The organism is Actinoplanes sp. CA-131856 (assembly GCF_050956135.1).
Taxonomy (GTDB): Bacteria; Actinomycetota; Actinomycetes; order Mycobacteriales; family Micromonosporaceae; genus Actinoplanes.
Genome location: NZ_CP191849.1, coordinates 9,417,743 through 9,432,464 on the forward strand (window position 1 = coordinate 9,417,743; position 14,722 = coordinate 9,432,464).

The 14,722-nt window shown below is 72.0% G+C and carries 11 protein-coding genes; 4 read left to right on the forward strand and 7 right to left on the reverse strand.

What is annotated here, in order from left to right; all coding sequences use genetic code 11:
• Nucleotides 1-7 precede the first annotated feature (7 nt).
• From ACQP2X_RS43155 to ftsY, 4 genes are all read right to left on the reverse strand, one after another.
• The gene (locus ACQP2X_RS43155) at nt 8-346 is read right to left on the reverse strand and encodes a P-II family nitrogen regulator (RefSeq protein ID WP_097318397.1); all 339 of its coding nucleotides are present in this window, start codon (nt 344-346) and stop codon (nt 8-10) included.
• A 35-nt stretch (nt 347-381) separates the two neighbouring features.
• Nucleotides 382-1,692, reverse strand: a complete 1,311-nt coding sequence (locus ACQP2X_RS43160) for an ammonium transporter (RefSeq protein ID WP_498701217.1) — start codon at nt 1,690-1,692, stop codon at nt 382-384.
• A 251-nt stretch (nt 1,693-1,943) separates the two neighbouring features.
• A complete protein-coding gene (locus tag ACQP2X_RS43165) occupies nt 1,944-2,741 on the reverse strand; it encodes a phosphotransferase (protein WP_097318764.1) in 798 nt (265 codons plus the stop codon).
• 35 nt (nt 2,742-2,776) lie between these two features.
• The gene (ftsY, locus tag ACQP2X_RS43170; RefSeq protein WP_498691851.1) at nt 2,777-3,961 is read right to left on the reverse strand and encodes a signal recognition particle-docking protein FtsY; all 1,185 of its coding nucleotides are present in this window, start codon (nt 3,959-3,961) and stop codon (nt 2,777-2,779) included.
• Between the two features lie 119 nt (nt 3,962-4,080).
• Between ftsY and ACQP2X_RS43175 the strand changes: the two genes are divergently transcribed.
• Both ACQP2X_RS43175 and ACQP2X_RS43180 read left to right on the forward strand, forming a co-directional pair.
• Nucleotides 4,081-5,751: an alkaline phosphatase D family protein gene (locus tag ACQP2X_RS43175; protein ID WP_498691853.1), complete on the forward strand. Its 1,671-nt coding sequence runs from the start codon at nt 4,081-4,083 to the stop codon at nt 5,749-5,751.
• Complete coding sequence (locus ACQP2X_RS43180; RefSeq protein ID WP_498691856.1) at nt 5,748-6,266, forward strand: DinB family protein; 519 nt, start codon at nt 5,748-5,750, stop codon at nt 6,264-6,266. Before ACQP2X_RS43175 ends, ACQP2X_RS43180 begins: the two co-directional genes overlap by 4 nt.
• Nucleotides 6,267-6,270: 4 nt before the next feature.
• Here the strand turns inward: ACQP2X_RS43180 and ACQP2X_RS43185 are convergent, their stop codons facing one another.
• From ACQP2X_RS43185 to ACQP2X_RS43195, 3 genes are all read right to left on the reverse strand, one after another.
• Nucleotides 6,271-6,885 (reverse strand): HAD-IA family hydrolase, encoded by a 615-nt coding sequence (locus ACQP2X_RS43185; protein ID WP_498691857.1) that lies wholly within the window; start codon nt 6,883-6,885, stop codon nt 6,271-6,273.
• Between the two features lie 2 nt (nt 6,886-6,887).
• Nucleotides 6,888-10,469, reverse strand: coding sequence for a chromosome segregation protein SMC (gene smc, locus ACQP2X_RS43190; RefSeq protein ID WP_498691858.1), 3,582 nt, complete (start codon nt 10,467-10,469; stop codon nt 6,888-6,890).
• 197 nt (nt 10,470-10,666) lie between these two features.
• Nucleotides 10,667-10,861: a hypothetical protein gene (locus ACQP2X_RS43195; protein WP_097318386.1), complete on the reverse strand. Its 195-nt coding sequence runs from the start codon at nt 10,859-10,861 to the stop codon at nt 10,667-10,669.
• Between the two features lie 488 nt (nt 10,862-11,349).
• Between ACQP2X_RS43195 and ACQP2X_RS43200 the strand changes: the two genes are divergently transcribed.
• Both ACQP2X_RS43200 and ACQP2X_RS43205 read left to right on the forward strand, forming a co-directional pair.
• On the forward strand, nt 11,350-13,230 hold the full coding sequence (locus ACQP2X_RS43200) for a DUF3492 domain-containing protein (protein ID WP_498691859.1): 1,881 nt from the start codon (nt 11,350-11,352) through the stop codon (nt 13,228-13,230).
• Nucleotides 13,227-14,702 carry a hypothetical protein gene (locus ACQP2X_RS43205; protein ID WP_498691860.1) on the forward strand — a complete coding sequence of 492 codons (1,476 nt, stop codon included), beginning with the start codon at nt 13,227-13,229 and terminating at the stop codon, nt 14,700-14,702. Before ACQP2X_RS43200 ends, ACQP2X_RS43205 begins: the two co-directional genes overlap by 4 nt.
• Nucleotides 14,703-14,722 lie beyond the last annotated feature (20 nt).

The following is a 14,722-nucleotide window of genomic DNA, read 5'->3' on the forward strand; positions in this document are numbered from 1 at the left end:
GTTGCTCTCAGAGCGCGTCGAGGCCGCGCTCGCCGGTGCGGACCCGGATCACCTCGTCGACCGAGGTCACCCAGACCTTCCCGTCACCGATCTTGCCGGTCTTGGCCGCGGTGACGATGGCGTCGACGATCTTGTCGACGTCGATCTCGTCGGTCACCACCTCGACCTTGATCTTCGGCAGGAACTCCACCGTGTACTCGGCGCCCCGGTACACCTCGGTGTGGCCCTTCTGCCGTCCGTAGCCCTGTACCTCGCTCACGGTCAGGCCGGTCACCCCCAGAGCGTGCAGGGCCTCCTTCACCGCGTCGAGCTGGTACGGCTTGATGACCGCGGTCACCAGCTTCATGCTCAGTCCCTCTCTCGGAGCAGTCATGGTCTTATCTAACCGGCGACCTTCTGGCTGACGTCGGCCTTGCCGTCAGCGTCGACACCCTGGCCCGGCTTGAGGCCGGCCATGGCGAACGCGCCGCCACCGCCGGAGCCCGCCGCGGGGGTGAGGTCGTAACCGGTCTCGCCGTGGTCCGCGATGTCGATGCCGCCGACCTCGGCCTCCTCGCTGACCCGGCCGAGCTTGACGGCCTTGAGGATCAGCGCGAGCACCAGGGCGATCACGAACGAGTAGACCGTGACGGCGGCGCTACCGACGAACTGCCGGCCCAGCTGGGTGAAGCCGCCGCCGTAGAACAGGCCCTCGCTGGCCCCGAGGCCATCGGTGATGGCGCCGTTGACCTGGGTGGTGGCGAAGAAGCCGATGGCCAGCGAGCCGATCCAGCCGCCGACGAAGTGGACACCGACGACGTCGAGCGAGTCGTCGTAGCCCAGCTTGTACTTCAGGCCGACAGCCAGGGCGCAGACCGCACCGGCGATGATGCCGATGAGGGCGGCCGGCAGCGGGGCCACGAAGCCACACGCGGGGGTGATGGCGACCAGGCCGGCGACCGCGCCCGAGGACGCGCCGACCAGTGTCGGCTTACCGTCGCGCAGCCACTCCACGATGATCCAGCCGAGCAGCGCGGCGGCCGTGGCGACCTGCGTGTTGACGAAGGCGACGCCGGTGGTGCTGTCGACGGTCAGCTCGGAGCCGGCGTTGAAGCCGAACCAGCCGAACCACAGCAGGCCGGCGCCCAGCGCCACGAACGGCACGTTGTGCGGGCGCATGTTCTCGCGCGGCCAGCCGATGCGCTTGCCGAGCACGATGGCGACCGCGAGGGCCGCGGCGCCCGCGTTGATGTGCACCGCCGTACCACCGGCGAAGTCGAGCGCCTTGAGGTTGGCGCCGATCCAGCCGCCGCCCCAGACCCAGTGGGCGACGGGGACGTAGACGATCGTGAACCAGCCGATCGCGAACAGGACCCAGCCGCCGAACTTGAAGCGGTCGGAGAGCGCGCCGCTGATCAGGGCGACGGTGATGATGGCGAACATCATCTGGAACGCCATGAAGACGTACACCGGAATGCCGGTCTCGAGCCAGATGTCACCGGCCCAGCTCGTGCCGGTGCCGAAGTACTGCGTGAAGCTGCCGATGAATTTGTTGAGACCCTCGCCGTCGTTGGCGCCGAACGCGAGGGTGAAGCCGTAGAGCACCCAGAGCACGGACACGATGCCGATGCTCGAGAAGCTCATCATCATCATGTTCAGGGCGCCCTTGGACCGGTTGAGGCCACCGTAGAACAGCGCCAGGCCCGGGGTCATGAGCAAAACGAGCGCAGACGACAGGAGCAACCAGGCGGTATTGCCGGTATCGATCTCCACGCTGCCTCCTCTCGGAATGAAGGTGTCCTCACACACGACCCTCAGAGCAGCGTCGCCCCATCGGCCGGTTGATGACGGGAGCCTTCCGTTCCGCTGTTTCACGCACGGTCTACGCGCGATTTCCGGCGCGTCACGGGTTGTTTCGTACGTGTGAAGAAACTCTCACAGCCCGTAAGGGAGGATTGCCCGAATCAGCGAAGAGCGTATTCGAGCGTGTGGCGCTCGTAGTCGAGCAATCGAAGATCACGCATGGGTCGCCGCAGGTGGCCCTTGTGCACGATGCGGACGAAGGCCGGGTCACCGGCCGCGGCCATCCGCCGGATGCCCTCGACGTGGTCGACGATCCTCTTGCGGATCGTGCGCACCAGCCGGTGCCGGTCACGGGGGATGAGGCCGTAGGCGTCGGCGAACAGCCGCAGGCGGCGCGGCCGGTTCGGCCTCTTCCAGCCCAGGGTGTACGAGTCCCGGTCGCTGAACAGGGGCACCCAGGTCCAGGCCGCGTAGGCCACGTCGTAGATGCGCGCGCCCGGCGAGGCCAGGTCGAAGTCGATCAGGGCGAGGGTGCCGTCGGGCCGCCAGACCACGTTGTGCGGCGCGGCGTCGTGGTGGCAGATCACCTCGGTGTCCGGCGGCGGCGGGCCGAACGAGCGCCACACCGCGTTCGGCGGCGGCACGAAGCCGTACTGCGCGTCGTGGAACATGCGCAGCATGGTCGCGACGGTGACCAGGGCCTCCTCGGTCACCCAATGGGGCGCCAGCGGATATTCGCCGCACTCGCCGTCGAGGTAGGAGAGGACCTCGCGGCCCTTCTCGTCCATGCCCAGGGCGTGCGGCGAGCCGGTGAAGCCGACCCGCTCGAGGTGGTTGAGGAGCCCGTGCACGGCCGGGGTCCACGGTCCGGCGTTGCGCCGCACGGTGTCGCCGACGCGCGAGACCGTGCTGACGTTGCCGCCGTGGAGCGGGATCTCCCGCACCGGCTCCTGCGTCACCAACACCCTCCCCCGCGTTTACGTCTCCCCCGAGACTACGCGGCGCCCCCAAGCAACGCTTCCACGAACGCGGCCGGCTCGAACGGGGCAAGGTCGTCCGGACCCTCGCCCAGACCCACCAACTTGACCGGAATGCCCAGCTTGCGCTGGACGGCGATGACGATTCCGCCCTTCGCGGTGCCGTCGAGCTTGGTCAGCACCACACCAGTAACGTCCACCACTTCAGTGAAAACCCGGGCCTGCTCGAGTCCGTTCTGTCCGGTTGTCGCGTCCAGGATCAGCAACGTCTCGTCGACCGGGCCGTGCTTCTCGACGACCCGCTTGACCTTGCCGAGCTCGTCCATGAGGCCCACCTTGTTCTGCAGGCGGCCGGCGGTGTCGATCACCACGGTGTCCACGCCGGTCTCGATGCCCCGCTTGACCGCGTCGAACGCGACGCTGGCCGGGTCGGCCCCCTCGGGCCCGCGCACGGTCTCGGCGCCGACCCGCTCGCCCCAGGTGGCCAGCTGCTCGGCGGCGGCCGCGCGGAAGGTGTCGGCCGCGCCGAAGAGCACGCTGCGCCCGTCCGCGATCAGCACCCGGCCGATCTTGCCGCAGGTGGTGGTCTTGCCGGCGCCGTTCACGCCGACGACCATCATGATGCCGGGGCGGCCGTCGTGCGGCGCCGTCTTGAGGGTGCGGTCCATGTCGGGCTCGAGGGCGGCGGTCAGCTCCTCGGCCAGCTGCGCGCGCACCTCGGCCGCGGTGCGGGTGCCGAGCACCCGGACCCGCTCACGAAGCCGCTCGACGATCACCTGGGTGGCCTCGACGCCGACGTCGGCGGTGATCAGGGTGTCCTCGATCTCCTCCCAGGCGTCCTCGTCGAGGTGGTCGCGGGAGAGGACGCTGAGCAGGCCCCGGCCGAACATGTTCTGCGAGCGCGAGAGGCGGGCGCGCAGCCGCACCAGGCGGCCGGCCGTCGGCTCCGGCTTCTCCAGCTCGGGCGCCGCCACCTCGGGCTCGGCGACCTCCGGCTCCGGCTTCTCCTCCACGATCAGCGGAGGCAGCTCCTCGTCGCGGACCGGGGGCACGACGACCGGAGGCGCCTCGGGCTTGTCCAGCGTCGTGGTCCCGCCCTGCTGCGGGGGGAGCTCCCGGCGGCGCATGCGGGGCACGACCAGGCCGACCGCACCGGCGATCAGGACGACGAGCAGGATTACTGCGGCGACCACGTATTCCATGCGGAAATCCTGACAGATGAGCCGTCCGGCCGTGGCGTCGCCCGTGCAGTGGCGGCCCCGGGCCCTCGTGCAGGAAGATGGGACGCCCCCTTCCCTGAGCGTTAAAGGACCCCCACCCGGTGACTGCTCACCTGCTCATCGGCCCGCTGCTGCGCCGCGTCGTCGGAGACCGTGCCACTGTCTGGGTCGAGACGACCGAGCCGGCCTACGTGCGTGTCGAGGCCGAGGGCGGCGGCGCCGGCTCGGCGCCCACCTTCACCGCGTACGGGCATCACTACGCGCTCGTGGTCGTCGAGGGCCTGCGCCGGGGCGCCGCCAGCGCGTACACCGTGCTCCTGGACGATCGTGTGGTCTGGCCCTCGACCGAGTCGACATATCCGCCGCCGGTCATCCGGACCCGCCCCGAGGAGGACGGCGCCGCGCCGGTCCGCATGATCTTCGGCTCCTGCCGCGAGGCCACCCCGCACGCGACCGGCCGCCGCCTCCCGCCGGACGCCCTCGACGCGTACGCCCGGCGGCTGATGAAGGACCCGCAGAACCCCGAGCTGCGGCCCGACCTGATCGTCCTGCTCGGCGACCAGGTGTACGCCGACAAGACCTCAGCCAAGGTCAAGCGCTTCCTCCGGCGCCGCCGCGCGGCCGGCCACGACGGCCCGTCCGACCAGGTCGTCACGTTCGACGAATATACGAAGCTCTACCTGGAGTCGTGGCGCGACCCCGAGGTCCGCTGGCTGTTCGCCACGGTGCCGACCGTCATGATCTTCGACGACCACGAGCTGATCGACGACTGGAACACGTCGGCCTCGTGGCGGGCCGACATGGCCGAGCAGTCGTGGTGGACCGAGCGCATCACCGGCGGCCTCGCGTCCTACTGGGTCTATCAGCACCTGGGCAACATGAGCCCCGACGAGCTGGCGGCCGACCAGCTCTTCCAGAAGATCACCACGGTCGACGACGCCACCGACCTGCTGCACGAGTTCGGCCGTTCCCTCGACACGGGCGAGCAGCCGTACCAGTGGAGCTACGCCCTCGACATCGGCCGCACCCGCCTGGTGATGCTCGACAACCGGTGCAGCCGCGTCCTGACCCCCGGCCGCCGCGAGATGCTGCCCGCACAGGAGTGGAACTGGTTCATCGACCAGGCCCACGGCTCGTACGACCACCTGGTCGTCGGCTCCTCCCTGCCCTGGCTGATGCCACCGGCCATCCACCACCTCGAGGCGTGGAACGAACGCACGGCCGACTCCCACTCTCCGCGGGTGAGCGCCGCCGCCGAAAAGCTGCGCCGCGCCGTCGACCTGGAGCACTGGGCCGCCTTCAGCCGCTCCTTCAACGCCCTGGGCGAGCTCTTCCGCCGCCTGGGCGAGGGCGGCGCGGGCGCACCCACCCACCGGGTCGGGGCCGGAGGCGCGTACGCCGCTCCGGCGTCGATCAGCGTCCTCTCCGGCGATGTGCACCACTCCTACGTGGCCGAGGTCGACTTCGGCACCGGGGTGACCACGCCGGTCATGCAGCTGACCTGCTCGCCGGTCCACAACCAGGTGCCCGCCGTCATGCGCCCACTGATGCGCTTCGCCTGGTCCCGCGCCGCCGCCAAGGGCGTCCGGGGCCTGGCCCGCACGGCCGGTGTCGACAAGCCCGCGTGGCGCTGGAAGCGTCTCGCGGGCCCCTATTTCGGCAACGCGATCAGCACCCTGCGCCTCGACGGCCCGAAGGCCACGGTGCGAGTCGAGGGCACCGAAAAAGACGGCAGCCTGTTCGAGGTGGCCGAGGTAACGTACCCGAAATGATCTGGACTGCCCCCACCCCCGACCGCAAGGGCGAGCCGTACACCGGCCCCGAGCGGGCCATGCTGCAGGGCTGGCTCGACTGGCACCGCGGCACCCTTCTGACCAAGTGCGCGGGCCTGACCGCCGACCAGCTCAAGCTGGCCGCCGTCGAGCCCTCGAACCTGACCTTGCTGGGCCTGGTGCGGCACATGACCGACGTCGAGCGCGTGTGGTTCCGCTGGCGGGCGGCCGGAGACCACACCGTCGGCTCGCCCTACTGCTCCGAGGACAACCCCGACGGCGACTTCGACGACGTCGCGACCGCCGACGCCGAGGCCGACTTCGCCCGCTTCGAGCAGTACTGCGCCGACGCCGATCGGGCCGTCGCCTCCCTGCCCCTCGACCACGAGTTCGACACCGCCCGCGACCGCCGGAGCCTCCGCTGGGTCTACCTCCACATGATCGAGGAGTACGCGCGCCACAACGGGCACGCCGACCTGATCCGCGAGCGCGTCGACGGCCGCACGGGCGACTGAGGGGTCACGCCTCCGGCAGGTCGAGTGCCTTACGCAGGTAGTCGACGTGCTGGGGGCCGGACCAGCGATAGGCGGACAGCCCGGCCGCCCGGGCGCCGCGGACGACGCGGTCGTCGTCGTCGACGAACAGGACGTGTTTCGGCTGTTCGCCGATCAGCTGGCAGGCGCGCTCGAAGTACTCCGGGGCCGGCTTGTGGACCTTGATCTCCCAGGAGCTGACGACCACGTCGACCTCGTCGGCCAGGGCCAGGGCCTCGAGGTCGGCCCGGAGGCGGTCGGTGGCGTTCGTGGCCAGGCCCACCTTGCGGCCGGCGGCCCGCACCGAGCGGATGAAGGCCAGCGCGTCCGGGTCGGGCTCACCCCGGTACGTCTGCCACTCGGCCACCGCCTCGGCCGCGTTGTCGATGGGCAGGCGGTCGGCGACCAGCTTCATCCACTCGGCGTCGGTGATCTCGCCGGCCATGGCCGGGCGGTAGATGTCCCACGCCATCGAGGTCTCGAGCAGGGCGGCCGGCTTGAGGCCGTACTTCACCTCGACCGCGATCATCGGGGCCGGGTCCCAGCGGCGCAGCACGCCGTCGAAGTCGATCAGCAGGGCCCGGGCGCGATCGCGCGTCATTCTCAGTCCTCCGGTTCGCGGTTGAGGCGCTGGCTGATCACCTGGGTGACGCCGGAGCGCATCGTGACGCCGTAGAGGGCGTCCGCGACCTCCATCGTGCGTTTCTGGTGCGTGATGATGAGCAGCTGGCTCTTCTCCCGCAACTGTTGGAAGAGGGTAATCAACCGGCCCAGGTTGACGTCGTCCAGGGCCGCCTCGACCTCGTCCATGATGTAGAAGGGCGAGGGGCGGGCCCGGAAGATCGCGCAGAGCATGGCCACCGCGGTCAGCGAGCGCTCGCCACCGGAGAGCAGCGAGAGCCGCTTGATCTTCTTGCCGGGCGGGCGGGCCTCGACCTCGACACCGGTGGTCAACATGTCCTCGGGGTCGGTCAGGACCAGGCGGCCCTCACCGCCGGGGAAGAGCACCTGGAAGACGAGCTGGAACTCGCGGGCCGTGTCCTCGAAGGCCGACGCGAAGACCTCGAGGATCCGGTCGTCGACGTCCTTGACCACGGTGAGCAGGTCCTTGCGGGTGGCCTTGAGATCTTCGAGCTGGTCGGAGAGGAACTTGAAACGCTCCTCGAGCGCGGCGAACTCCTCCAGGGCGAGCGGGTTGACCTTGCCGAGCAGGGCCAGGTCACGCTCGGCCTTGTTCGACCTCTTCTCCTGGGTCGGCCGGTGGAACGGCACCGGCTCGGGCACCGGCTTGCCGTCCTTCTCGGCCTGGGCCACCTCGGCCTGCGTGGGCGGCACGAGCTGCTCCGGGCCGTACTCGGTGATCAGCGTGTCGACGTCGAGGGAGAAATCCTCGGCCGCCTTGGCCTCGAGCTGTTCGATGCGCATGCGCTGCTCGGCCCGGGCCACCTCGTCGCGGTGCACCTCGTTGGTGAGGCGCTCCAGCTCGGCCACGAAACGCTTGGCGCTGGCCCGCACCTCCTGAAGCTCGGCCTCACGGGCCGTCCGGGCCTGGGCCAGTTCGTCGCGGACCTCGATGGCCGCGGCCAGCGAGACCGACACGCGGGCCAGCGCGGCCGCCGCGCCCAGGGCGACGGCGCGGGCGATCTCGGCGCCGCGGGCCCGGGCCGCGCGACGGGCGGCGGCCCGCTCACGGGCCTGCCGTTCGGCGTTGGCCTGGCGGAGCAGGGAGTCGGCCCGGCCGGCGATGGAGGCCACCCGCTCCTCGGCGGTGCGGACCGCCAGGCGTACCTCCATCTCGTTCTGCCGTGACTGCGGCACCAGCGCGGCCAGGCGGTCACGCTCGTCGGTGGAGGGTTCCTCGTCGATCGGGGTGGCCTCGGCCAGCCGCAGGCGCTCCTCGAGCTCGGCCACCCGGATCAGGTCGGCCTCGCGGGCCGACTCGGCTTTCTGCCGGGAGGCGCCGAGGCGCTCGGACTCGGCCTTGGCCGAGCGGGCGGCGGCGCCGAGCTCGGCCAGCCGGCGGGCGGCCGCGTTGCGCTCGCCCTCGGCCGCGCGCTTGGCCTGCGCGGCGACGTTCACCGCTTCCTTGTGCCGGGCCACCTCGGCCCGGGCGTCGGCCAGCTGCGCTTTGAGGTCACCGATGGACGCCTCGGCCTCGGCCCGGCGGGCCTTCGCCTCGTCGACAGCGGCCTGGACCTCGATGTAACTGGAGGCTTTTCCGGAGCCTCCGGCGGCGGCGTACGCCCCCAGGACGTCCCCGTCCGGCGTCACCGCCCGCAGCTCCGCGTTACCGGCGATCAGCGCGGCGGCGGACGGAAGATCATTCACCAGTACGACGTCACGCAGCGCCCGATTGACCGCGGGCCGCACGGTGTCGGGGCAGTCGACGACGTCGGGCGCCCAGATCGCGCCCTCCGGCAGGGCGGGCCGCAACGCGTCGAGCGTCCCTTGCATGCCCGGGCCGGCCGGCGACGCGACCACGAGGGCGGCCCGCCCGGCGTCGGCGATCTTGAGCGTGCGCATCGCCTCGACGGCCTCGTCCACTCCGGAGAGCGCGACCGAGTCGGCCAGCGTGCCCAGCGCGGCGGCCAGCGCCGCCTCGTGACCGGGCCGGACCGTGAGCATCGAGGCCAGGCTGCCCAGCAGCCCGGGCACCTCGGCCCCCTTGGCCAGCAGCGCGCCGGCGCCGTCCTTGCGCTGGAGGCCGAGGGCGAGCGCCTCCTCGCGGGCCTTCCAGCTCGCGGCGTCCTTCTCGGCGGCCCGCTCGGCGTCGGAGAGCTCCTTGACGATCGCGGCCGCGCGGTCCTGCTCGGCCACCGCCTCGGCGTGCCGGGCGTCGAGCTCCACGTTGTCGCGGTCGGCCTCGGACGACTCGGCCGCGACCAGGTCGACCTCGGTCTGCGCGGCCTCGGCCCGCATCATGGCGTCGGTGTGGGCCGCGGCCAGCCGCTCGATCTCGTCGGTGGCGCCCTCGGTGCGGGCGCGGGCCGCGTTCACGTTGCCGACGAGCTTGGCCAGACCCTCGCGGCGGTCGGCGATCGCCTTGGCCGCCGAGCGCAGGGCCCCCTCGGCCGCGGCCAGCTGACGCTCCAGGTCCTGCCGGTGCTCGATCGCCTCGGCCAGGCGCATCTGGTCGTCGGTGAGCGCCTCGCGCAGCTCCTCCTCCTGCTCACGCACCCGCTCCGACTCGGCGACGAGCTGGTCGGGGTCGCGGCCGGGGCGCTCCTCGTCGGGCGTGGCCGCGAGGTGGCGCAGGCGCTCGGTGGCGAGCTGCTCGGTCGAGCGGAAGCGCTCCTGCAGGGCGGACAGCTTGTACCAGGTGTCCTGGGCCGCCTGGAGCAGCGGCGCGTCCTCGGCGTGGGCCAGCTCGAGGTCGGCCAGCAGACGCTGGATCTCGCGATTTTCGGCCTCGACCTGCTGGCGGCGCTCGCGCATCGCCGACTCGTCGGCGATCTCTTTGTCGAGGGTGGTGCGCAGCGTGTGCAGGTCGTCGGCGAGCAGCCGGAGCCGGGCGTCGCGCAGATCGGCCTGGATGCCGGCCGCCCGCCGGGCCACCTCGGCCTGCTTGCCGAGCGGCTTGAGCTGGCGGCGCAGCTCGGCCGTGAGGTCGGTCAGCCGGTTGAGGTTGACCTGCATCGCGTCGAGCTTGCGGATCGCCTTCTCTTTGCGCTTGCGGTGCTTGAGGACACCGGCCGCCTCCTCGATGAAGGCGCGGCGGTCCTCGGGCTTGGCGTGCAGCATCGCGTCGAGCCGGCCCTGCCCGACGATGATGTGCATCTCGCGGCCGATGCCGGAGTCGCTGAGCAGCTCCTGGATGTCGAGCAGGCGGCAGGCGTTGCCGTTGATCTCGTACTCGCTGGCGCCGTCCCGGAACATGCGGCGGGTGATCGAGACCTCGGTGTACTCGATCGGGAGCGCGCCGTCGTTGTTGTCGATCGTCAGCGTCACCTCGGCCCGGCCCAGCGGGGCCCGGCCGGACGTGCCGGCGAAGATGACGTCCTCCATCTTGCCGCCGCGCAGCGCCTTGGCGCCCTGCTCGCCGAGCACCCAGGCGATGGCGTCGACGACGTTCGACTTGCCGGAGCCGTTGGGGCCCACCACACAGGTGATGCCCGGCTCCAGCCGCAGCGTCGTAGCGGAGGCGAAGGACTTGAAGCCCTTGACCGTGAGGCTCTTGAGGTGCACGGATTTCCCGGGGGTCAGCGGTACTTACGTTTGGTGCAGGCTACCCGCAGCCCGCGCCGGTGGCCGTACCCGCAACACCCCGAGCCGCGGAAATCGGGCAAAAAGATGCGCGCCGCCACAGAGTGGAGGCGCGCCGTTTACTTGGGGGGTGCGTCGAGGGACAGCTGGGGCCGCCGGGTCGCGACGGCCGGCGAAGCTCAGGTCAGCGCGGGCTCGGTCAGCCGCGCGAAATCGTCTGCCTCCGCGGCTGCCGCCGCGAGACGATCATTTTCCGCCCGCAGGCGGGTGACCTCGAACTCCAGGGACTGGACCCGGGAACGCAGTCGGGTGACCTCGTCGAGCAGGCGCCGATCGGGCGCCGCACCTACGTGGCCGAAGAGGGCCTTCGCCATGGTGACTCCTTGAGAAGCTGTGCTTCTTCTTGTGGAAAGCGTTGCCGGAGAGGCCGGCGCTACGCGCGCCCAGTGCACCGCGCGTCTATGCTCAAGGGCACGCATGAGCACAGAACTATGCACCCTCGGATGTGTTTCTTAAGGTGCAGATCTCTCATGCCAAGCTGGAACTGTGCATTCCGAAACCGGGCATGAGTGGGCGCGACTGGCGACTTCTCCATAGTCCGCCGATACCCAACTCTCGTCAAGCCGTGGGGACGGCACCTGGCACGGAGCGAGAGTGAATCTTGCCACCTTGACGGCTTCACCAGGGCTTATGTGGCCATCCGGCCGTTATGCGCGCGCGATGAAAGATCCAAAACGGTCCGGCAAACGCGAATCCGGACAAACTTTGTCATAAGGGTAGGCAAATCGGATGAAAACCGTCCAATTGTGTCGCCTACCCGACACGCTCCCGCGCCCGGCGGCGGTCCGTCGTTGCCCCCATCGTGAATCCGACCCCGTCGCGAGAGCGAGTCTGCCTGCTCACCGGCGGCGGGTACCCGTACCGGCGGGACGCGCTCAGCGGTTGGTGCCGCACCCTCGTCGAGGGGCTGCGCCGGTTCCGCTTCGAACTGCTCACCGTCACGGACCGCGAACCGCCGTCCGCTCCCGCGTACCCGCTGCCTTTCAACGTGCGTTCGGCCCGTGCCGTCGCCGTCACCAGATCGTCCACCCGCCCCGAACGCCGCCGGGGCGACTCGGACGACCGCCTCCGAGCGGCCGCCGCCCTGCTCAGCCAAGGTCTGCTGGGCGACGGTCCGCTCTACACCGGAGGCGTCCACGAGCCGCCGGGCTCCCGCGCGAGCGGGGACGACCGCGGGCATCAGGCCGGTGAAGGCTGGGGTGCCGGCGCGGATCCGCACGGCGCCGTGAATGGCCGGGGCGGCCGCGGAGATCAGACCAGCCGCGGAGATCAGACCGGCCGCGGAGACAAGGGCCACCGCGAGCAGCGGGACCACCGCGAAGACTGGGGCCGCGAGCAGCGGGACGACCGCCAGGCCTGGGGCGATCGCGAGCAGCGGGACGGCCGCCAAGCCTGGGGCGACCGCGAGCAGCGGGACGGCCGCGAAGATCGGCGCCACCGTGAAGATCGGGGTGGCCGTGGAGATCGGGGCGGCCGGGAAGCCGGGGATGATCGCGCGGTCGGTGGCGTGCCCGCCGACATCGTCTTCTCGGAAGGGCTGCGGCAGGTCGCCGAGATGGTCGCGGAGCGGCCCGCCCTGCTGGCCTCGTTGCCGCTGGCCGACGCCTTGGCCGAGGCGTGGCGGGCCGAGGGACGGCTGAGCATGCGGGACGCGCGGACGGCGGCCACGCTGCTGCGGCACGCGCTCGGGGCGCTCGCCGTGCCGATGCCCGAGGCCGACCTGGTGCACTGCGTGGGCGGCACGACCCCGCTGCTGACCGCCCTGGCCGGCCGCTGGCGTACCGGAACGCCGCTGCTTCTCACCGAAGCCCGCACGCCGGTGGCCCGGCACAAACCGCACGAGGAACGACTCTCCCCGGCGGTCCGCACGGTGTTGCGCCGCTTCCGGGGAGCGGTCGCCCGCACCGGATACGCCGAGGCCGGGCTGATCGCCCCGCTCAGCGCCTATCACCACAGCTGGGCGCTGCGGCACGGCGCCCAGGCGGCCAAGCTGGTCCAGGTGCCGGCCGGGGTCGACCCGTCGGAATATCCGGGCGCGGCCGAGCTCGACACCGAGCCCGCGGTGGTGTGGGCCGGCAGCGGCGGCCCGGACAGCGGGCTGACCCCGCTGCTGGCCGCGTTCGAGCAGGTGGTGGCGGCCGTGCCGGGCACCGTGCTGCACCTGGTCGGCGTGACCGCCGCCCACGAGGACCACTGCGCCGAGCAGATCGAGCGGATGCGGCTGGGCCGGGCGGTACGCCTGCACCCGCTGCCGGCCGACCCGCGTGATCGTTACACCGCGGGACACGTGGTGGCGCACGTGCCCGGGCCCGCCGACCCGCCGTACCGCCTGATCGAGGCCATGATGTCGGGCCGCGCGGTGGTCGGCGTCGACGTGGGCCCGGCCGCCGAGACGCTCGGCGACGCCGGGGTGCTCGTGCAGCCGGACGACCCGGCCGAGCTGGCGATCGCCGTCACCGACCTGCTGCGGTCGCCGTCGCGCCGCCGCCAGCTGGGCGACGCGGCCCGGCGGCGTGCGCTCACCCACTTCACCAATGACCGGGTGGTCCGCGTCTACGGCGCCCTCTACACCGATCTCGCGGCGCCTCCGCCGGCCGCCGCCTTCGAACTGGCGCTCGCGGTACCGGCTCCCCGGTCGGAACCGCCGGTCACACTCCGCTGGCTAGTCCGGGAGGACAGATGACGATCACCCCCGCCCGCCGGCGCACGCACACGTCCCGCGGGAAGAGGCACCGCGTTCCGGCCCCGCCCCGCCACGCGATGAGCCTGCTGCCCGAACCGGCCCCGAACCCGGCCGCCGCCGAAGCCGCCGACCTCACTCCGGACACCGAGTCCTCCGCACGCCACTTGACAGCGTCAACCGAGATCTCCGCACACCTCGCGTCGGCATCAGCCGACCTCCCGGCGCGCCACGCTTCGGCGGTAGCCACGACTCGATCACGCCGGGCGGCGGCCGAGCCTCGGTCGCGCCGGGCGGCGGCCGAGCCCCGGTCGCGCCGGGCGCCGGTTCGGCGCACGTATCTCCGGTCGGCTCTCCTGCGCTGTTCTCTCTATCTGGGGCCGCTCAGCGTCGCCGTGGCCGCGGCCGAGCCGCTGAGCCGGGTCGCCTGGCCGGTGCCGATCGCCGCCCTGCTGCTCGGGTGGACGGCCGCCCAGGCCCTGACCAGCACCGGCGCCGCCATCGCCCGGCACGCCGGGCCGTCGGCGGCCGCGCGGCTGGTCGGCTACGGCTTCGCCGCGGTCGCCGCGCTGTGGTGCGCCCTCGTCTGGATCGCGCCGGGCGCCCTGGTCGGCCCGGAACGCGGCCTGGCCCTGGTCATCGGGCTCGGCGGCCTGGCCAGCCTGGCGACGGTCACCGCGGCCCTGGTCACCCGCTCCGAGGCGGCGCTGATCGGATGGAGCCTGCCGTGCTGGCTGCTCGCCGCGGCGACGCTGGCCGGGCTCGCCGGCGACCCGGTCGCCGGCGAGCTGCCGATCGGCACGCTGCTGCCGGCCGCGATCGTGGTGACCACCGTGCGCGCGTTCCGGCCGGTGGTCATCCCGGGGCTGCGCGGGCGGATGCCCCGCCCGACCCGGCCCGAGCTGCGGCGCGGTGGCATGTTCGGGGTGATCGGCGCGTCCCAGGCGATCTGTGTGGGCCTGCTCTGGCAGGCCGGGCCGTCCGGCTCGACCGCGCCGTTCTGGCTGCCGCTGCTGCTGGCCGTGCCGATCCTCGAGGCCCTCATCGGCTGGCACACCGACCAGGTCGACGCCGGGCTCGACACCGCTACCGACCAGGCCGCCTATCGCCGGCACGTCCGCGGCGTCACCCTGATCACGCTGGCCGGGCTGCTGCCGCCGCTCGCCGTCGGGGTGGCCCTGGCCGTCGGCGCCTACCAGCTTCCGGCCGACGCCGGCGAGGACGTGCTCGGCCTGGCCGGCGGCACCCTGCTCGGTGGGGTCTTCGCCGTCACCTTCCTGCTGGCCGCGCGCGGGCGTACCGGTCTCGCCGCAACCCTGGCCGTCGCTCCCCCGCTGGCCGTCGTGGCCCTCCCGATCCTTCCGCTGCCCGCGGCCGGCCCGCTGCCCGACGCCGTGGCCGTGCTCGCCGCGACCCACCTGGCCGGCCTGCTGGTCGTAGCAATGACCGCCGCCGACGACCGCCGAGCTCACTAACCGCCGCCGACCAACGGAGA

What these genes read in the sequence shown, in the direction of transcription:
- ACQP2X_RS43155 (WP_097318397.1), bottom strand. Translation starts at nt 346, where the DNA reads ATGAAGCTGGTGACCGCGGTCATCAAGCCGTACCAGCTCGACGCGGTG.
- ACQP2X_RS43160 (WP_498701217.1), bottom strand. Translation starts at nt 1,692, where the DNA reads ATGACCCCGGGCCTGGCGCTGTTCTACGGTGGCCTCAACCGGTCCAAG.
- ftsY (WP_498691851.1), bottom strand. Translation starts at nt 3,961, where the DNA reads ATGGAATACGTGGTCGCCGCAGTAATCCTGCTCGTCGTCCTGATCGCC.
- ACQP2X_RS43180 (WP_498691856.1), top strand. Translation starts at nt 5,748, where the DNA reads ATGATCTGGACTGCCCCCACCCCCGACCGCAAGGGCGAGCCGTACACC.
- ACQP2X_RS43185 (WP_498691857.1), bottom strand. Translation starts at nt 6,885, where the DNA reads ATGACGCGCGATCGCGCCCGGGCCCTGCTGATCGACTTCGACGGCGTG.
- ACQP2X_RS43195 (WP_097318386.1), bottom strand. Translation starts at nt 10,861, where the DNA reads ATGGCGAAGGCCCTCTTCGGCCACGTAGGTGCGGCGCCCGATCGGCGC.
- ACQP2X_RS43205 (WP_498691860.1), top strand. Translation starts at nt 13,227, where the DNA reads ATGACGATCACCCCCGCCCGCCGGCGCACGCACACGTCCCGCGGGAAG.